Annotated in this window: 17 protein-coding genes and 1 pseudogene; 5 read left to right on the forward strand and 13 right to left on the reverse strand. The window is 69.4% G+C overall.

The window, feature by feature from the left end; genetic code table 11:
- Positions 1 to 38 precede the first annotated feature (38 nt).
- Complete coding sequence (locus IT306_29725; GenBank protein MCC7372630.1) at positions 39 to 347, reverse strand: hypothetical protein; 309 nt, start codon at positions 345 to 347, stop codon at positions 39 to 41.
- 191 nt (positions 348 to 538) lie between these two features.
- Between IT306_29725 and IT306_29730 the strand changes: the two genes are divergently transcribed.
- Positions 539 to 811: a hypothetical protein gene (locus IT306_29730; GenBank protein MCC7372631.1), complete on the forward strand. Its 273-nt coding sequence runs from the start codon at positions 539 to 541 to the stop codon at positions 809 to 811.
- Between the two features lie 25 nt (positions 812 to 836).
- Positions 837 to 1,338, forward strand: a pseudogene (locus tag IT306_29735) (DinB family protein).
- A 3-nt stretch (positions 1,339 to 1,341) separates the two neighbouring features.
- Here IT306_29735 and IT306_29740 read toward each other — a convergent pair.
- Positions 1,342 to 2,598 (reverse strand): queuine tRNA-ribosyltransferase family protein, encoded by a 1,257-nt coding sequence (locus IT306_29740; GenBank protein MCC7372632.1) that lies wholly within the window; start codon positions 2,596 to 2,598, stop codon positions 1,342 to 1,344.
- 255 nt (positions 2,599 to 2,853) lie between these two features.
- Here IT306_29740 and IT306_29745 point away from each other — a divergent pair, with 255 nt between their 5' ends.
- The 3 genes from IT306_29745 (at position 2,854) to IT306_29755 (ending at position 6,864) form a co-directional block, all read left to right on the forward strand.
- Positions 2,854 to 3,579, forward strand: a complete 726-nt coding sequence (locus IT306_29745; protein MCC7372633.1) for a glycosyltransferase family 2 protein — start codon at positions 2,854 to 2,856, stop codon at positions 3,577 to 3,579.
- A 118-nt stretch (positions 3,580 to 3,697) separates the two neighbouring features.
- On the forward strand, positions 3,698 to 5,335 hold the full coding sequence (metG, locus tag IT306_29750) for a methionine--tRNA ligase (protein MCC7372634.1): 1,638 nt from the start codon (positions 3,698 to 3,700) through the stop codon (positions 5,333 to 5,335).
- Positions 5,332 to 6,864: a glycosyltransferase family 39 protein gene (locus IT306_29755; GenBank protein ID MCC7372635.1), complete on the forward strand. Its 1,533-nt coding sequence runs from the start codon at positions 5,332 to 5,334 to the stop codon at positions 6,862 to 6,864. The genes metG and IT306_29755 overlap by 4 nt, the downstream gene beginning before the upstream one ends.
- Here IT306_29755 and IT306_29760 read toward each other — a convergent pair.
- From IT306_29760 to IT306_29810, 11 genes are all read right to left on the reverse strand, one after another.
- Complete coding sequence (locus IT306_29760; GenBank protein MCC7372636.1) at positions 6,830 to 7,522, reverse strand: GNAT family N-acetyltransferase; 693 nt, start codon at positions 7,520 to 7,522, stop codon at positions 6,830 to 6,832. The genes IT306_29755 and IT306_29760 overlap by 35 nt on opposite strands.
- A 538-nt stretch (positions 7,523 to 8,060) precedes the next feature.
- On the reverse strand, positions 8,061 to 8,852 hold the full coding sequence (locus tag IT306_29765; protein MCC7372637.1) for a TIM barrel protein: 792 nt from the start codon (positions 8,850 to 8,852) through the stop codon (positions 8,061 to 8,063).
- 148 nt (positions 8,853 to 9,000) lie between these two features.
- Positions 9,001 to 10,878, reverse strand: coding sequence for a DUF2330 domain-containing protein (locus IT306_29770; protein MCC7372638.1), 1,878 nt, complete (start codon positions 10,876 to 10,878; stop codon positions 9,001 to 9,003).
- A 169-nt stretch (positions 10,879 to 11,047) separates the two neighbouring features.
- Complete coding sequence (locus tag IT306_29775) at positions 11,048 to 11,443, reverse strand: response regulator (protein MCC7372639.1); 396 nt, start codon at positions 11,441 to 11,443, stop codon at positions 11,048 to 11,050.
- Between the two features lie 117 nt (positions 11,444 to 11,560).
- A complete protein-coding gene (locus tag IT306_29780; protein ID MCC7372640.1) occupies positions 11,561 to 12,454 on the reverse strand; it encodes an MBL fold metallo-hydrolase in 894 nt (297 codons plus the stop codon).
- Positions 12,455 to 12,695: 241 nt separating this feature from the next.
- Positions 12,696 to 14,303, reverse strand: coding sequence for an NAD(P)H-hydrate dehydratase (locus IT306_29785; protein MCC7372641.1), 1,608 nt, complete (start codon positions 14,301 to 14,303; stop codon positions 12,696 to 12,698).
- 66 nt (positions 14,304 to 14,369) lie between these two features.
- Positions 14,370 to 14,663: an antibiotic biosynthesis monooxygenase gene (locus IT306_29790; GenBank protein ID MCC7372642.1), complete on the reverse strand. Its 294-nt coding sequence runs from the start codon at positions 14,661 to 14,663 to the stop codon at positions 14,370 to 14,372.
- A gap of 96 nt (positions 14,664 to 14,759) precedes the next feature.
- Positions 14,760 to 15,179 carry a tetratricopeptide repeat protein gene (locus IT306_29795; GenBank protein MCC7372643.1) on the reverse strand — a complete coding sequence of 140 codons (420 nt, stop codon included), beginning with the start codon at positions 15,177 to 15,179 and terminating at the stop codon, positions 14,760 to 14,762.
- A gap of 37 nt (positions 15,180 to 15,216) precedes the next feature.
- Positions 15,217 to 16,524 carry an AmmeMemoRadiSam system protein B gene (gene amrB / locus IT306_29800; GenBank protein MCC7372644.1) on the reverse strand — a complete coding sequence of 436 codons (1,308 nt, stop codon included), beginning with the start codon at positions 16,522 to 16,524 and terminating at the stop codon, positions 15,217 to 15,219.
- 8 nt (positions 16,525 to 16,532) lie between these two features.
- Positions 16,533 to 17,426, reverse strand: coding sequence for a fumarylacetoacetate hydrolase family protein (locus tag IT306_29805; protein ID MCC7372645.1), 894 nt, complete (start codon positions 17,424 to 17,426; stop codon positions 16,533 to 16,535).
- A gap of 116 nt (positions 17,427 to 17,542) precedes the next feature.
- Positions 17,543 to 18,571 carry a LacI family DNA-binding transcriptional regulator gene (locus IT306_29810; protein ID MCC7372646.1) on the reverse strand — a complete coding sequence of 343 codons (1,029 nt, stop codon included), beginning with the start codon at positions 18,569 to 18,571 and terminating at the stop codon, positions 17,543 to 17,545.
- Positions 18,572 to 18,588 lie beyond the last annotated feature (17 nt).

An 18,588-nucleotide genomic window follows, 5' to 3' on the forward strand; every position in this document is an offset into this window, starting at 1 on the left:
CTTGTTACGAGCGCCTGGTCGCGGGCGGCAGCGTGCGCTCAGGGCTTTCGCCAGGACACCCGTACCGACTGCGCCGGCGGCGTCTCATCGCGCTCGCCCGCCGCGTCATACTCCCAGAACTCTGGCCACATCCTCGGGTTACGGAGGAAGCGAATAATGGCGGGCGGCTCCTCGGCCGTCAGCGTGACCGTCAGGTCATCACCCGTCTGCGCCAGCGAGTAGGCCGACAGGAGGAACTTGGCGTACTGCACCTGTGCCTGGTCCGTGGCGAGCCAGCGGACGAAGGCCTCGTGGTCGTCGCGGCGGCCCTCCGCGACATGTCCGTGCCAGACACGCGTGCGCGCCATACGTCCTCCGAACGGTATCGTCCCGCGCTGCTTCCGACGATGCACACGGTAGCCAGTCAGCGGAAACGCTGCAACCGCGCGCCGGCTTCCCGGCCCGTCCGCACGACATGGCGATGCCGGCCGCCCCCAAATGGTCGTTCGACGCCGAGCGACGCCGATCCGGTACCGTTGCCCGCGGAGGGCACGGTCTGATGGTGGCGTTTCGGATCGGCGACGTACAGGTCGCCTCGCTGGACGACAGTGCGTACGCAGCAGTGCTCGAAGCGGCTGCCCAGGATGGCGGCGGGGCGCGCTACCCGATACTGTTCTCACTGCCGGGCGCCGCTGACGAGGTCGAGCCGCTGGCGGTGGTCGAGGAGCTGGCGCGGCTTGCGGGCACGCCGGCAGGGCAGCCAGTAGGCCTGCTGATCGCCACGCTCCGCGACGACCTGATGGAGGCCGTGACGGCTGCCGACGAGGGGTAACGTGACACTCGACACCGCACGCTTCATGCTGGACCCCTCGCGCGCCCAGCGGCGCGGCGATACTGGCGAGCGCGACCTCCTGGTCAACTTCCTCGAGTTTCAGCGGGACACCCTGCTCTGGAAGCTGAACAGCCTGACCCGCGAGCAACTGACGGCCACCCACACGCCCAGCGGGATGAGCCTGCTTGGCCTGCTCAAGCACCTGGCCTACGTCGAGCGGAGCTGGTTCCAGATCCGGTTGCTGGGTCGGCCACTGACAGTCCCCTGGCGCGCCGGCGACCCTGGCGGCGACTTCCGCATCGAGCCGAACGAGACGCCTGACGCGGTTCTCGCGTTCTACGTCCGCGAGGTCGAGGAGTCGCGGCGCATCCTGGCCGACGCGCCATCGCTCGACGCTCGTGCTGCGAAAGGGGGAGCCGCGGCACACGCTCCGCTGGATTCTCGTCCACATGATCGAGGAGACGGCCCGCCACTGCGGCCACGCCGACTTCATGCGCGAGTATACGGACGGTCAGACCGGCGAGTAGCCGCTACCCAGGCAGACGCGCCGGGCGGCCCCTGCGTGAGGGCGGATACGCCGCCAGCACCTCTGCTTCGAGCCGGTCCAGTACGCCGTCGATGATAGCCGCGCGGACGCGCGCGGTCAGGCCCAGGAAGAACGCAAGGTTGTGGGTCGCCGCCAGCGTGTAGGCCAGGAGTTCCTCGGCAGCGAACAGGTGCCGCAGGTACGCGCGCGTGAAGGTCGTGCAGGTCGGACAGACACAGGTCGGGTCGGGCGGGCCGTCGTCCTCGCGGTAGACGACGCGCTTGATGTCGAGTGGACCAGCCGCCGTCAGCAGTAAGCCATGCGCGGCGTAGCGCGTCGGCGCGGCTGACTCGAACGTGTCGATGCCGGCCCGCGCCGCCGCAAACAGGTCTGACGGATCGCCCAGGGCCGTCAGGTGGCGCGGCCGGTCTGAGGGCAGCGCGGCGATGGTGTCTCGAAGAGCTGTCTCCGTCGCCGCCAGTATGTCGGCTCCCGGCCCGCTCAGCGCGAAGCCGTCGAAGGGCAGCTCGGCCAGCTCCACGACAGCCTCGCAGTGCGCCTCGCCCCTGGCTCTTCCCGACACCGCCACGCTGGCGTAGAGGCCCTGGCCGGTTCGCTGGCGCGCCGCCAGGGTCCGCTCGGCCCAGCGGACGGCCCGCGCCGGCGAGACTGCCCGACGCCCCGAGCCAGCCGCCGCGAACTCGTCCGACAGCGCCACGAAGAGGTCGGCCCCACACTGCTCCTGGAGCTGCACAAACGTCTCGGGCGTCCAGCGGTGGGTCGAGCCGTCGAGGTGCGAGCGGAAGGTCACGCCGTCGTCGTCCACCTTGACGATCCGCCCCTGCGCTGCCGCCCGCTCCTGCGCCCGCCGCTGGGCGTACTGGTCTGGCGCTGGCCGGGGCCTGACCAGCAGGCCATCGTACCGTTCAAGGTCGCCGCCCAGACGCGCAAGCTGATAGCCGCCGTTATCGACGAAGATCGGCCCGGACCAGCCCGAGAAGGTGTGCAGGCCGCCGAGCGCCGACAGCTGATCCGCACCGGGCCGCATCACGAACTGGTACAGACTTACGGCTGTCGCCTGCGCGCCGAGACCGGCCACTTCGTCTGGCTGCAAACTTGCGACGACGCCCTGCCCGGCCGGAACGACGAACGCCGGCGTCTCCATCGCGCCGTGGGGCGTCTCCAGGCGACCGGCCCGTGCGCCCGAAGCCGGGTCCGTCGCCAGCACCGTGAACGAGATTGCGCTACGACTCTCGGCCATCGTCTCCCCGAATCCTCGGGCAGCACCGGCCGCGCCTCGGATCTCGCGAATGATACGGCCCGCCGAGGCCGCCCACGCGCCAGAACCGGCCGCCGGCTGCGATGCGCTATACTCGGAATCCGTCCGCGCGGGCACGAGCAGGTGCGCCCCGTTTCTGCTGGGCCACCCTCGCAGCCCCAGGGATCGCTGACCGGCCCTGGCCTTCGGGCCGATGGTGACGCCAGCGCCCCGGGCACATCTGATCCGCGAGCGGGCCTGGTGACCGATCCGCTGCTGTCTCTCATCATCCCGGCCTACAACGAGGAGTCTCGTCTGCCCGCCACCCTGGCGCGCATCAGCGACGCCCTCGAAGTCCGTGGCGAGCCGTACGAAGTGCTGGTCGTCGTCAACGGCAGTACGGACCGCACCGAGGACGTCGTCAAGGCCGCCGCCCAGCGCGACAGCAACATCAAGCTGATCGTGACGCCGCTGGCGGGCAAGGGCCGCGCCGTGCGAATCGGCGTGTCCGAGGCGCGCGGCGACCGGATCGTCTTCGCTGACGCCGACCTGAGTACTCCTATCGAAGAGGTGATCGGCCTGACCGATCGGCTCTCAGCACGGCACCAGGTCGTGATCGCCAGCCGCGAGGGGGCCGGCGCGCGCCGGGTGGGCGAGCCGTACACCCGCCACCTGATGGGCCGGGTCTTCAACCTGCTGGTGCAGGCGTTGGCCGTCCCCGGCATTCAGGACACCCAGTGCGGTTTCAAGGCGTTCACCCGCGCCTGCGCTCACGACGTGTTCAGCCGGCAGCGCGTCGTCGGCTTCGGATTCGACGTCGAGGTGCTGTATGTGGCCCGAATGCTCGGCTACGGCATCAAAGAGGTGCCGGTCACGTGGGAGTACGCCGCCAGCAGTCGGGTCGATCCGCTGCGCGACACGATTCGGATGTTCCGCGACGTGCTGCGGGTCCGCCTGAACGCGCTGCGCGGCGAGTACGCCTGACCGGCCTGTTCCCGGGTCCGCGCGAGCGATTCGGCCTCCCGGATCGTCTGAGCAGACCCTGCGCCTCAGCCGCCTCCCGTTTTCGAGTCAGCCTGCGTCAGACGATATACTCTCCAGCATGCCGGACACGATTCTCGTCTGCACTGCCTGGCCCTACGTCAACGGGTCGCTGCACGTCGGCCACCTGGCCGGCGTCTACGTGCCTGCCGATACCTTTGCTCGCTTCCAGCGCCTGCGCGGCAACCGGGTGCTGATGGTGTCCGGCAGCGACGAGCACGGCACGCCGATCACCGTGCGCGCCGAGCAGGACGGCGTGACGCCGAAGGAGATCGCCGACCGCTTCCACGAGGAGTTCCTCGGGTACTGGCGCGACCTCGGCATCAGCTACGACCTGTACACGCGGACCGGCACCGACACGCATCGCGAGGTCTCGCAGGACGAGCTGCTGCTGCTCGACGAGCGGGGCTACCTGTTCCAGGAGACCACCGAGGCGTTCTACGACGAGAAGGCCGCCCGCTTCCTGCCCGACCGCTACGTTGAGGGCACCTGCCCGAACTGCGGCTACGAGAAGGCGCGCGGCGACCAGTGCGACAACTGCGGCAAGCTGCTCGACCCGACGGACCTGATCGATCCGCGCAGCCGCTTCAGCGGGACGGCCCCGATTCGCCGCTCGACCACCCACTACTACATCGACCTGCCGAAGGTGAACGAGCCGCTGCTGGCCTGGGCCTCGAAGATGACCCACTGGCGGCCGAACGTCTACCGCTTCACCCGCAACTTCCTCGAAGGCGGCCTCCAGGCCCGCGCTATCACCCGCGATATGTCCTGGGGCGTGCCGGTGCCGTTCCCGGGCTACGAGGAGAAGCGCATCTACGTCTGGATCGAGGCCGTCACGGGCTACCTCTCGGCCAGCGTCGAGTGGGCACGCCTGAAGGGCGACGTGGACGCCTGGAAGCCGTGGTGGAAGGACGAGTCCACCCGCCAGTACTACTTCATCGGCAAGGACAACATCCCGTTCCACACGGTGATCTGGCCGGCCATCCTGATCGCTCGCGGCGACACGATCCTGCCCTACGACGTGCCCGCCAACGAGTACATGAACTTCGGCGGGCAGAAGGCGTCCAAGAGCGCCGGCATCGGCACGACCGTTCCGGCATTGCTGCAGGCGTTCGATCCGGACCCGATCCGCTACTACCTGACGGCGAACGCTCCGGAGAACAGCGACACGGACTTCTCTTCGGACGAGCTGATCCGGCGCAACAACGACGAGCTGGTGGCGACCTGGGGCAACCTCGTCCATCGGACGCTGACCTTCACGCAGCGGTACTTCGAGGGCAAGGTGCCCGGCGATGGCACGATTGACCCCGGCCTCAAGGCCGAGATCGAGGCGACCTTTGAGGCGGTCACAGCGAAGCTTGAGAGTGCTCGCTTCAAGGAGACCATCGGCGACGTGATGGCGCTGGCCCGCGTCGGGAACCGCTACTTCGACGAGCAGGCGCCCTGGAAGGTCGTCAAGGTGGACAAGGACGCGGCGGGGCAGACGGTCGGGTCGCTGCTGCACCTGATCAACGCCCTCAAAGTGTTGTTCGCGCCGTTCCTGCCGTTCACCTCGGCGAAGCTTCACGGGCTGCTCGGGCACGAGGACACGCTGGAGGCGCACGGCTGGCAGTGGGAGCTGTTACCGGTCGGTCAGGCGCTGCCCGCGCCGAGTCCCTTGTTCGTCAAGATCGACACGAGCAAGCTCGCCGAGGCGTGACCCGGAGCGCCCGCCTCGGCGCACGGGCGGCGTGGCTGCTGCTCGTCCCGATCTTGCTTGCGTACGGATATATCGCGGTCGGGTATGCGCGCGGCACGCCACGCTGGAACAACCCGGACGAGCCGGCCCACGTCAACGTCGTGCGGCAGATCGCCCGGACCGGGCAACTGCCCGTCCTCCAGCAGGGCGACTGGGACAGCGAGCTGCTGTCACGCCTGACGACGCACTGGTTCCCGAACGACTACGATGTCGACGGGATTCGCTACGAGGGACACCAGCCGCCGCTCTACTACCTGCTGGCCGCACCCGTGCACTGGTTGACGGCCGGCCAGCCGATCAACCGCCAGATCCTGGCACTCAGGCTCTTTTCGATCCTGATCGCGGCGGTGACGGTCGTGGCGGCGTTCGTCGTGGCGCGCGAGGCTGCCCCAACACGGCCGGCGCTCGCCGTCCTGACGGCCGCCACCGTCGCCTTCATCCCGATGAACACCGCGATCTCGGCGGCCGTCAACAACGATGCCCTGGCGAGCGCCCTGGCAGCCGTGGCGCTGGCCGCGCTGATGATCGGCCGGCGGCGGGGCTTCTCAGACCGGTGGGCCGTGGGGATTGGCGTCCTGATCGGGGCGCTGGTGCTGACCAAGCTGACCGTCTACGTGTACGTGCCGCTGATCCTGGGAACGCTGCTCCTGGCCGGGCGCACATCGTCCCCCGGCGATGCTGCAGGCACGGCTCGGCCTGCCGCCATCTCGTGGCTGCGGACGCTGCGCTGGCCGGCCATCGCCGTGGCTGTCTCCCTGCTGGTGGCCGGCTGGTGGGTCGTGCGGAACATGCTGGTCTACGGTCCGCTCGACCCGCTCGCCATGGCCCGCCACGACCAGATCGTCGTCGGGCAGCCACGCTGGACGAGCTACGACCTGGAGTCCCTTGACTTCTTCTTCCGGATCCTCTTCCGCAGCTTCTGGGGCATGTTCGGCTGGATGGGCGTCGTGCTGGACGACGGCTTCTACATCCTCTATCTCGTGCTGACGGTGCTCGGCATCGCGGGGGTAGAGATCGGCTGGCTGGCCCGAACGGCGCTCGGCGTCCGCCACAAGGGGCTGCTGATCGGGGCGGCGCTGCTGGTCTTCGGCGAGGTCGCCTATTACAACCTGACGTTCATCCAGCCGCAGGGCCGCTACCTGTTTCCGGCGCTGGTTCCGCTGGCGCTCTTTCTGTCGAGCGGCTGGACCGCGCTGGCCGACCGCGCCGTCAGTCCGCTCCCGGTGCGACTGCTCACGACGGCCGTCCTGGCCGGAGCCATCGCCTGGGCGCTGGGCGAGGCTCATGGCGCGCTGCGAGCCAGCGAGCTGTGGAGCGACAACGCCCTGATCGCGGCGGCATCGGTGGGCGCGCTGGCAGTCCTGCTGTTGCCTGAGCGCGCTCGACGCTGGCTGCCGGACGGCCTGCCGCTGATGCTGGCCCTGACGCTCGGCCTGCTGGACTACGCCGCCCTGGTCAAGTTCGTGGCGCCGGCGTTCCCGGTCCGGTAGCGCGGTCTGGAGGAAGTCGGTCGGGGCGTGAGCTTGTCCCCGGAGGCGACGGATCGCGGCGCATCCCGCGTACCAGGATGCCGCTAGCAGGGTCGACCGCCGCGCCCGTCAGCACGAAGCCGCGCCGCCCGTAGAATGCCACGTTCTCCGAGACGTTCGTGTCCAGGTAGGCCGGCAGCCCTTCTCGGTCGAGCCGCTCGTACATCGACGCGAGCAGCGCGCTGCCGACGCCCTGCCCCTGGGCCTCGGGCGCGGTCCCGACCGCGCACAGGTACCAGTGCGGCCCGGAGACGGCCGCACGGTGGAGCTGCGATGCGACGGCGTCGTAGGCGTCGATGCGCGCCCAGGCGACTGGCCCAACCACGGCCTGCGCCTCAGCGAGACCGCACTCAGCAAGCTGCTCGGCGGTTGGCTCGACGTGCTCCGGCGCCCACCAGATCGCCGCGCCCAGGAGCGTGGCCCGAGCGTTCTCGGCCACCAGACACTCGCCGTAGCGGAGTCCGTAGCGCAGCATCCCGCTGAACGTGCACCTCGACGCTGCGAGGCGGCTCGGCTCGTCGTCGCCCAGGAGCCGGGTGAACGGCCGGCCGACGAACGCACGCGCCAGCATCGCGGCGGCCGCCGCGATCTCGTCTGGTCGCAGCGACCGCACCTGCACGTGCGCTTCCTCCGTCGGGGTTGTCAAGAAGGCCGGTTCGTCGCCGGCACGTCGATGGCGTCAGGTAGTGTGCCGGGCACGAACAATCATGTCAGCCTGAACGCACCGAGCTTGCGAGGGAAGTGAAGGATCTCACACACCGGTGCGACGCACTGCACGGTGAGATCCTTCGGCTGCGCTCGCAGGCTCGCTTCGCTCAGGATGACATTGAATCTTGCACGCTTCGCACAAGACGTCCGCCCTGCTCGAGGCTTCCGCTCTACTCGAGACATGCTCCCTGCTCGAGGCTTCCGCTCTACTCGAGACTTGCTCCCTGCTCGAGACTTGCTCCCTGCTCGAGGCTTCTTCCCTGCTCGAGGCTTCTTCCCTGCTCGAGACATGCTCCCTGCTCGAGGCTTCCGCCCTGCTCGCGACGACTCTGCTGCTTCGGAGCCGTCCGCCGGCAGGCTGCGCGGGGACAGCCAAACGAACCCGCTCGCGCCGCAAAGGGGCGCGAGCGGCACAGCCACCGTCGAGGCACAGCCGACCAACGGAGCGGCTAGCGGACGGCTCGCTGCTCCTTCGGTAGCCAGGCGTCGAGGCCGGCCTGTGTGTCGCCAGATGGCGCGTACTCCAGCGCGACGTAGCCCTGGTAGCCGCTCTCGTCGATGGCCTTCAGGACGTTCGGGTAGTTGATCTCGCCGGTGCCCGGCTCGTGCCGGCCCGGGACGTCCGCGATCTGGATGTGTGCGATCTTCGAGAGGTTGCTCTTGATCGTATCGATCAGGTTCCCCTCCATGATCTGCATGTGATAGATGTCGTACTGGAACTTGACGGCCGGACTGTCGACCTCGTCCACGATGCCGAACCCGAGCATCGAGTTGTCCAGGAAGTAGCCCGGCGTCTGGACCGAGTTCAGCCCTTCCGACATCAGCACCACGCCGGCCGCCTCGCAGAGCGGCGCGGCCCGCTTCAGGTTCTCGACGCAGGTGGCGCGCGCCTCCTCGAGGCTCACGCCGGCCGGCACCTTACCGGCGAGGGCGTTGAGGAGGGTCGTGCCCAGGCGCGGCGCGATGGCCAGCGCCTCCTTGACGCTCTCGTGGAACCGCTCCTTCATCGACGGATCGCACAGGTAGCCGCGATCTCCGCCGGCAAAGTTCCCGGCATCGGTGTCGAAAAGGATCATCGTCAGGTTGTGCTTCTTCAGCTCTCGCTCGATGGCGTCGAGATCGTAGTGGAAGGGGAAGAGCATCTCGACGTGGGTGAAGCCGGCCTCCGCTGCCTTGGCGAAGCGGTCCAGCACATCGACCTCGGTGTAGAGCATGGAGAGGTTTGCTGCGAACTTCATCATCGTCCTCCGCGATGGTGATGCTTGCGCGCTCGGCCCCTCGGCGTCAAGGGAAGGAAGCCGTGAGCCATCAGCGATCAGCGATCAGACGCATGGCGGCACAGGCCACCTTGCTATGCTGACGGCTGACCACTGATGGCTGACAGCTCGCTTACGCCATCCGAGGCCGCGATGCCTCCCGACCGCCGCGCAGCAGCTCGACGAGGATGCGACCGGACGCCGTGTGGAAACCGCCCACGAAGAACGCGATGACCACCGGCACGTAGAGCGCCGTGTTGTAGCCCAGGTGCAGGAACACCACCGGGATCCAGTAGCCGAAGATCCCGGGCGTCCCGTTCATCCCGGTCTGGATGAACTGCACCATCTTCACGACGTGCTCGACGGTGTGGAAGCCCTGGAAGAAGAACGACACCGTCAGCAGCGACATCACCGTGGCGGCATTGCGCGGGATCGCCGCCCGATTCTGACGGCAGCCCTGATAGACGGCGCCCAGCAGCGCCAGGAACCCGAGGTTGTAGATCAGGTGGACAGGCTCCACGTCGAAGACGGAGCCAAGCACGCCGGCCCCACTCCCGATCCCCAGCACAGTCCGCTGGAATACCTGCACGATGTGCTCGATCTCGTGGAAGCCCTGGAGCAGCAGCATCTCCAGGAAAAGCAGGGCCACCGTGTCGGGCCGCAGGCGCAGGGCGGCGGGCGACCACCACGCGCGCCGCCAACCGGCCGGCCGGCTGGGCCGTGCTGCGCCAGCAGCCACGACACCCTTTCGGGCCGCGCCCCTGCCGCGCTCGATCAGCACGCCGAACGCCCGCGCCGGCCGCGCCAGGGCGCTCGGCCGCCAGACGGCGAGCACCGTCAGCGCCAGGATGGTGAACATCGCCCAGCCCTTCGGCGCGCCGCCCTGGTTGAAGCGCTGGAGGTAGCGGCCACCGGCCATCATCCACGGCGGCGGCCCGGCGTCGGCCACCGGCTTGAACGTGAACGGATCGTCCGAACAGCTCCAGGGGGCCGGCTTGCCAGACAGATCGTGGACGTTGGAGACGGTCGGCTGGCCCGGCGCAAGGTCAAAGACCGGGTCGATGGTCATCTCGTCGGGCGAGATGCGGGTGTACAGCCGCGTCAGATACGGGTGCTGTTGGAACAGTAGCTGCACGGCCGGATCGCTGGGCGGACGCACCTGGCCTGTCGGCTGGGCCAGCTCGGTGACGAACGCGCGCCCGCCGGCCTGATCGACGGCCCGTACGACGGTCTGTCGGTAGTCGTTGCCGCCGAACGGGCTGAACTTGACTTCCGAATCGGCGATGGTGATCGGCGTGTAGTTGATCGACTGCACCTGATCCTTCGCGAACACCCAGACGATCACCGGCATGTCGGGTGTCGCGGCGACGGCGGTCAGGCGCAGCGGGATCATCGGCAGTGACGATTCATAGGTCAGCTTGACGGGGACGATGTCCGTCGCGTTCTGGCCCTGCTTCAGCTTCATGGCCAGGAACACCAGCCCCTCGTCGGTGTACGCCTTGACCAGCGGGACCATCTCGTCGGTGATGCGGTAGCCGTTCTCGCGCAGCCACTTGACAAGGTCGTCCGGGTCCGGCGAGGTGACGACGTGGTAGCCGAACGGTCCGACCTCACCACTCGCCAGCACCGTCGTGCCACCCTCGGCTGCGCGGCCGGCCGGCGCAGCCATCGACGGCATCGGGCGCTGGAGGCAGGCTGGCGGCCGTGGCCCGATGTAGACCGGTTGGGTCAGGCGGTCCAGATCGCGGAACATCGCCATCTCCGCCGTGTCCACCTTCGGCACGGCTGGCACCGGCAGCACCCAGGCGAAATCCTCAGCCGCGCCGACGTAGTTGATCTGGACATAGGTCGAGATCGACCCTTCGTCCATCGTGAAGATGATGCGCTCGGCTGCCTGATCGACGGGAACGGTGGTGCAGAAGAAGCCGCCGCACGCGGCTGTCGGTCCCGGGCTGACGGCGAACAGGACGATGAGGGCGGCGAGCGACGCGACAAACCATCGGACGTTCACATCGGACCTCCACGCGGGTGCTCGCGAACGAGCGGCCGTTCGAGATGCAGAGGGTGACGCCGGGAACGGCAACTCGGTTCCAGGGGTCAGCCCGCATGGTACTCGGCGGCGGGCAGGGAGGCAGTGGGTCCGATGTAGGATCGACGAGGGCAGCGGAGATCGCTGAGGGCTAGCTGGCCCGCTGGCGCAGAAGCCACGTCGTCGCGCGCGCCCGCAGTTGCGAGATACTGAACGGCTTGGGCAGGTAGTCAGTCACGCCCGCCGCGAACGCCTCGCGTACGAACTCGGGGCCGGTGCAGCCCGTCACCATGATGATCGGCAGGTCGGCGGTGCGCGGATCGCGGCGCAGGGCGCGGCAGGCGCGCAGTCCGTCCATCCGAGGCATCTGGGCATCGATGACCAGGACGTCAGGACGGTCCTGCTGAGCGCGCGCCAGCGCCTCGGAGCCATCCGACGTCACCTCGACGGCAAAATCCTCTTCCAGCACCTCGCGCATCGTCTCGGCAAGGGTGGGGTCGTCGTCAGCGATCAGTAGACGGGGCCGATGCTCGGTCTCGGGAAGCATAGTCGCGGAGCCTCCTCATAGGGCGGGGCGCGGTGCACCCCCAACGCGCACCTGCCAGTTGGCTCACCTAACGCACGGGCCGTGCCAGGAGCCAGCGGCCGCAGGCCGCCGGCACGACTACAGGTGCAGCTCCTGGCCCTCGGCGGCCGCGAAGACTTCGAGTGCAGCCCCGGCCTCGGCCACTCGCGCACGACAGTAGTCCACGATGCGGTCTACCGTGTCGTCGTCGTGCAGCGGGTCGTGGTGATAGAGCGCGAGCCGCTTCGCTCCCGCCATGATCGCCACGTCGGTGACGTAGTCAGCGCTGCCGTGCCCCCACCCGATCTTCCTCGGGTACTCGTCAGGCGTGTACTGGGTATCCTGAATGATGAGGTCCGCACCCTTGACCCACTCGATCAACCGGCGGTCTCCGACGTGCACGACGCCATCCCGCAGCCCGCGCCCGATCCTGTCGGCGGGCGGATCGGCCCCGAAGAGAGCCAGCCCGTACGGCTCGTGGTCGCTGACGTAGGCTACGCTCTTGCCGCCCTCCTCGATCCGGTAGCCCATGCAGATCGAGGTGTGATTCAGGTAGTGCGTGGCGATCGTCGCCGAGCCGACGGTGAACGTCTCTTCCAACAGCTCTCGATAGCTGATGACCGATGGCAGATCCGACAGCGTGACGGGGAAGTAGGTGTACTCCATCTGTCCGGCCATCACGTCTTCGAGCCGCTTATCGATGTTGCGGGCCGCGTAGATCGTCAGGGTATTGCCAGGGGCGAAGGCGGGCGGAAAGAACGGGAAGCCCGAGATGTGGTCCCAGTGGGTGTGGCTGAGCAAGATGTGGGCAGTGACCGGCTGCTCGGACATGAGCGCCAGCCCGAGCTCGCGGATACCGGTGCCTGCGTCCACGATGAACAGCTCGCCAGACGGCGTCCGAACCTCGACACAGGAGCAGTTCCCACCATACCGAATCGTGCGGGGACCGGGCGACGGAATGGACCCGCGCGTCCCCCAGAACCGGACCTTCATCAGCCCCTCCACAGGCACGCCCCCGGGCAGCCCGCGCATGATCCTGTATACGGCTTTAGGGCGGCGCTGTCAAAACCCAGGGCCGGCCCTGCAAGCCCGTCTCAGGTTCTCGGGTCTGGAGCGTGAGGGCCTGTCCCCGCCCGGGGCAATGGGGACCAGGCGGGCACAGGCCCTCGCGCTCCAATGCTGCGCTTGTTGGGATAGCCCCCAACCCGTCTGCATGCCCCGCCGGTGCGTTGCCTCAGACGAATGGCCGAGGGCTTTCGAGGTCCGCCAGCACGGCCGGCAGCGCGGCTGGCAGGTCCGACGCCAGCAGGGTGCGCGTGCCCAGGCGGTCGGCGGCGCGGCGAGCGGCGAGCGCATGCACCACCACGCCCAGCCGCGCCGCCGCTGACGGCGTCAACCCCTGTGCGAGCAGACTCGCGGTGAGGCCGGCCAGCACATCGCCGGTGCCGGCCGTCGCCAGGGCAGCATTGGCGTGCGGCCAGACCCAGGCCGAGCCGTCTGGCAGGGCGACCGTCGTGAACGGCCCCTTGAGCACCACGATCTGGCCCCAATGCTGCGCCGCCCGACGAGCCGTCTCCCAGGTAGCCTCGCCATCCACCCGGTCGAGCTGCGGCGTGCCGTCGAGCAGCCGTGCCATCTCGCCGGCGTGCGGTGTCAGGACATGCTCGCGGCCGATCTGCTGCCACCAGTCCGGCCACTGGGCCAGCAGCGAGAGCGCGTCCGCATCGATGACACAGGGCGTCGGCGCTGGCTGGGCCGCGTTCCCGGTCAACACGGCTCGGAGAAACGCTGCCGTGGCCGGCGCCCGCCCGATGCCTGGCCCGATCGCCAGCGCCTCCTGGTCCGCCAGCACCTCGACGACGGCCGCTGCCTCGGCATCCGTGCGGTGGGCAAGGTCCGCGAGCGTCAGCGGGTACGTCGCCTCGGGGAGCCGCGTGGCGAGCACCCGCTTGACGGCCTCGGTCGATGCCAGCCCGACGAGGCCCGCCCCGGCCCGCGCCGCCGCCTCCGACGCCAGACAGGCCGCCCCAACATACTGATCGGACCCCGCGATGACCAGGACGCGCCCCACCCGGTACTTGTGGGCGTCGGCCGCTCGGGCGGGCGCAAGGCCACGCACGCTCGGTACGTCGAGCGCCCGCAGGCTGTGGGCGCTCACGACCGTGGATGGCAGGCCGATTCGAGCAGGAATGATCCGTCCAGCGTGCCCGGCCGCCGGGAATCGCAGCAACCCCGTCTTGACGGCCCCGAACGTCACCGTGAGGTCGGCCCGGACCACGGTCCCGGGCGTCGAGCCGTCGTCGGCGTCGATGCCGCTCGGCACGTCGACGGCCACGGCCCGCCGCCCTTCGGTCCGACCGCGCGCCGCGTTGGCGACGCCAGCGACCCGCGCCAGCTCCGGACGCATCGGGCCGCGACTGCCCACGCCGAGCAGACCGTCGATGACGACATCGCTCGCCTCGACCTCCGTCGCGAGGTGCGGTGCAAACCCCTCCTCGTCGAAGCGGGCGAAACGCAGCCCCTCAGCAGCGAGATCGATCCGCTCGGCCTGCGAGAGTGGGCAGCGCGAGCCCCACCAGAGCGACACCCGGCCGCCGCGTGCTGCCAGCCGCCGGCCAGCCACGACGGCGTCGCGACCGTTGTTGCCGGCCCCGACCAGCACGACGATCCGTGGCCGGCGCGCGGCGTCTCGGCCTGCTGCCACAAGCTCGGCCTCGACGGCGTCGGCTACGGCGAGGCCCGCCCGCTCCTGGAGCACCCGCTCCGGCGTGCCGGCCTCGACAGCCGCCGCCTCGAGGGCGCGCATCTCAGCTACCGAGACGATCGGGAACGGCTCGGGCACGGAATCCTCCTCGAACAGCACGCCGCGAGGGCAGGGCGCTCTGGCATCTGCCAGAACGCCCGTCCGCTACGGTCGGCTGATCACCACGTCGTAGCTGCCAAGCTCCGACTTGACCGGACTGTTGGGGTTGACGTTGCTGTGCGCCTTGCTGAACGCGTCGCCATCGCGCCACGCCTCGAACGACGCCTTGTCCTGCCACTTGGTGACGACGAGGTACTCGCCACCACCCTCCACGCGCAGCAGGTCGAACGACACGAAGCCGGCCACGCCCGCCATGCCGCTGGCGTTGTGGGTGAACCCTTGCTCCAGCCGGCCGCCGTACTCGGCCGGCACGGTCAGCTTGTTGATCGCCACAAACATCGCTGTCCTCCATCTTGACGGTCCGTCACCAGACACGACCGCCGCTCACGTCTGTCAGGTTGTTTCGACCCCAGGGTCCATGCTTCGGGCCGCCGATCAACGACCGTCCACCATCGGCAGCGGCACGGAGGCGTGTCCCCTACGCGCGTCTCCAGCCTTTTTCGCCGCCTGCGCGGCCTTCTTCAGCACACGCAGCCGTCCCTGCAAGCCTTCGACCACCGAGCGTCGGTCGGCCGCAGGACGGCGGCGGTCAGCCTTCGTCACGTCGATGGCTCGGCGTAGTACCCGCTCGGCCTCGGCGTAGTCGCCCTGGCGCTCGTAGACGGTCACCAGCCGGCTGTACGGCCAGTCGCCCGCGAAACCCTCCTCGACGTTCTGCTCGTACAGCTCGATGGCCAGATCCATCCGCCCGGCCGCCTCCAGCTCCATGCCGTCGAGGTTGCGCTGGGTCTGCTCTTCGAGGATCGCGCGCTCGTCGTCGGTGAGCGGCTCGGGCTGGGAACGTCGGGACGCCATGCTGCTCTCTCGCGGCCGGACAGGCGCCCGGCCGACCTCAATCGAAGATGACGGATCCGAACGTGACGGAGCCAGCCCCGCCCTCGTCGATCCACTGGTCATAGTGCAGGATCTGGCCGTTGTCGCGCTCGACAAGCCGCAGCATGGCGTAGGTTGGCGCGAGGCCGCAGATGCGGCGCGGCCCGCCCACGGCGGCGCTCTCGTTCGCCATGCCGGGGCCGGCCGGCTCCTGGACCACCTGGCGGTAGAAGCCGTCCGCGTCGCCGGCCGCGATCAGGTCGAGCATCGCCAGGTCGCCGGCGCGGACATGGTCGGCGAAGCGCGCGTCCACGGGCGACGGATCGCCGAACTGCGGCCCAACATGCGCGAAGTCGGCTCCGGCCACGAAGCAGACGCGCCGACCATCAACCTGCAACACGCCCTGGAGCGCCTGCAGGAACTCATCGGTAGCCGGGTCGTCACCTGGAACGCCGCCATCTGGCAGCTTGCTCGGCGGCACGCAGAGGATCGACACGACCTCGGCCGGCGCGCCCGCGCCGGTGTGCTCCAGGTACTTGAGGTAGACGGCCTGAAACTCCAGCGCGTGCTCGCGGCGGTGGGACAGCTCGTCCTCGTAGATGTCGAACGGCGCGATGGCCGCCAGCCGATCCAACGCGGCGCGGTCGGCCGTGACCGGCCCGAACGGCGTGTCGTAGGGCAGGCGTGTCGCCGCGAAGGGCCGCCGCATCGGCATGTGGCAGGTGCCCAGCAAGACGTACAAGTCGGCTGGCACGGACTCGGCAAGCTCGCGGTAGGCCCAGGCGTACGAGTGCCCCCCGCGATGCAGATCGATGTGCGGGACCAACAGTCCGCGTCTTGGCCCTTTCGTGACCGGGCCAGGATGGCCGCCCGGCCCGCCTTCCCGGACGTACTGTCGCCCGAGAAAGTCGCGGAGATCGTCGGGATGCCCGGGGTACGCGCCGCCAGCATGCACGGCCGGCCGGGTGGGGCCTCTTCGGAACGCTTCGGCGATGCGACGGTGGTGTAGCTGATAGCGGGTGCTTTCCAGCAAGAGGGCCTGATCCAATCGGTCGACGAACGCGGTCAGATCCTCGGACGGGAGCGTCTGGCCGGTCCGCAACGCGAACACGGCCTGCACCGCCGACGCCGAGCGCCGTCCGTCCAGCAGGCTCGCCAGCAGCAGGCCGCCCTGCGACATGACCACCTGCGCGCCGGCCGGATCGTCGCGGTCGTAGAGGCAGACGAGGTCGTCGCCGTGCTGGGGCGGGACGCGCGCGGCGTCAACGGCCGCGCGCAGCCGTGGGAGCGGCGTGGTGTCGTCCGAGCCGCCGCTCCCCGACGTCATGCCCTGGCTCAGGCCCAGCGATCCACGACCGCGTTCTTGAGGACGCCGACGCCCTCAACCTCGATCTCGACGACATCGCCAGGGGCCAGCCACTCGGGTGGCGTGCGGGCCATGCCGACGCCGTCCGGCGTGCCCGTGGCCACGATGTCGCCGGCTTCGAGCGTCAGCCCCGCCGACAGCGACTCGATGGTGGTCGGCACGTCGAAGATCATGTGCTTCGTGTTCGAGTCCTGCTTGACGACGCCGTTGACCCGCGACTGAATCTTCAGCACGCCGGGATTCGGGATCTCGTCGGCCGTCACGATCCACGGCCCGATGGGGCAGGTGCCGTCGGTGCTCTTGCCCTTGAAGAACTGGCCGCCGTGCCGCCGCTGAACGTCCCGCACGGACACGTCGTTCAGGCAGGTGTACCCGAAGACGTGGCTCAGCGCGTCGGCCTTGCTGATGTCGCGGCCGGTCTTGCCGATCACCAGGGCAAGCTCGGCCTCCCAGTCCCACTGCGGCGACAGCCGGCCGTCGAACGGGATCGGGTCGGACGGCCCGATGACCGCCGTGACCGCCTTGGTGAAGTAGACGGGGAACTCCGGCAACTTGACGGCCTCGCCCCGTGTGCGAGCGCCCTCGGCCACGTGGTCGGCGTAGTTGAGGCCCAGCGCGAAGACGTTCTTTCGCGGGCGCGGGATCGGCGCGAGCAGCTTGACGCTGGAGAGCGCCAGCAGCTTGCCCTTGTCGGCCGCCGACACGGCCTTCTGGGCACGCTCCAGCGCGCTCGCGCCGGCGTCGATGAACGCGAGCATGTCGGACGGCACATCGGCGGCTGCCGCCAGATCGAGAACCTGATCGTCGCCGATGACCGCGCCAATGCGGACGCCGGCGGCATCCTGGAAGGTGACGAGTCGCATCGTTGAGGCTCCAGCCAGTTGGGAGCTGGCGCCCGCCCGGGAGCGAGCGCTCGTCTGATGGTGACCCCCGGCAGGCTCGCCTGTCAAACGGTGGCGCTGGGGGTCGGGGGGTGAGGTTACTCTGGCGCCGGCCCCGACGACTCGCGCTGCATCAGCCGCGTGTGGAGCACCGTCTTCTGGGGCGTCGGGGCCGTTCCCCGCAGCAGCTCGACCAGCCGGCGCACGCCCAGCACGCCCATCTCGCGGCGCGGGATGCTGACCGTCGTCAGCGGCGGGATCGTCGAGGTCGCCTCGTCCACGTCGCCGATGCCGACCACGGACAGCTCGGACGGCACGCGAACTCCTGCCCGGTGCGCCACCAGCAGGGCGCGAGCGGCCAGCCGGTCGTTGGCCGCCACCAGCGCCGTCGGGCGACGGTCCGGCGGCAGGGCCAGGAACCCGGCCATCTCGATCTCGCCAGCCCGTGGCTCGCCGGCCCGCCCTTCGGAGAGATGCGCTGGCGGCATCAGGCTCAGGTCCGGCCCGATGCCGGCCTCGGCCAGCGCGTCGGCATAGCCGCTCTGCCGGTGGACGAACTTTCGATAGGCCCGCGAGCCGGCGATCATCCCGATGCGCCGATGCCCCAGGTCGAGCAGATGCCGGGTGGCGACGTACCCGGCCCCGTAGTTGTCCGCGACAACGGCGTGGACGTCGTGCCCGATGATGTAGTTGTCCACCAGCACAGTCGGCAGGCCGGTCCGCTCCAGGAGGGAGATCCGCTCGTCGGTCATGTCGCCGCCGCTCACCACGACGAAGCCGTCCACCTCGTCACGGGCGGCCCGCGCCACGTCGTCGATGGTCTCGGTCTCCGGCTCGAAGGCGTGCAGCCAGACCGCCAGCCTGAGCGCCTTGGCCTCGGCCTGGATGCCGGCCAGAATCTCGCCGTAGTAGTAGTCGGTGAAGATCGGGATGCCGCGTCCCTCGATCACCAGCCCGAGCCGATGCCGCCGGGTCTGTCGGCCCGGCCCGAGCGGCCGGGCGTACCCGAGATCCTCAATCGCCTGCCGCACGCGTGCTCGACGGTCGGCCGAGACGCCGGGCTTGTCGGCCAGCACCAGCGGCACTGCCGAGACAGGCACGCCAGCCGCCTTCGCAATGTCGCGCATGGTTGGACGCGCCCGCA

Source organism: Chloroflexota bacterium, from assembly GCA_020850535.1.
GTDB lineage: Bacteria > Chloroflexota > UBA6077 > UBA6077 > JACCZL01 > JADZEM01.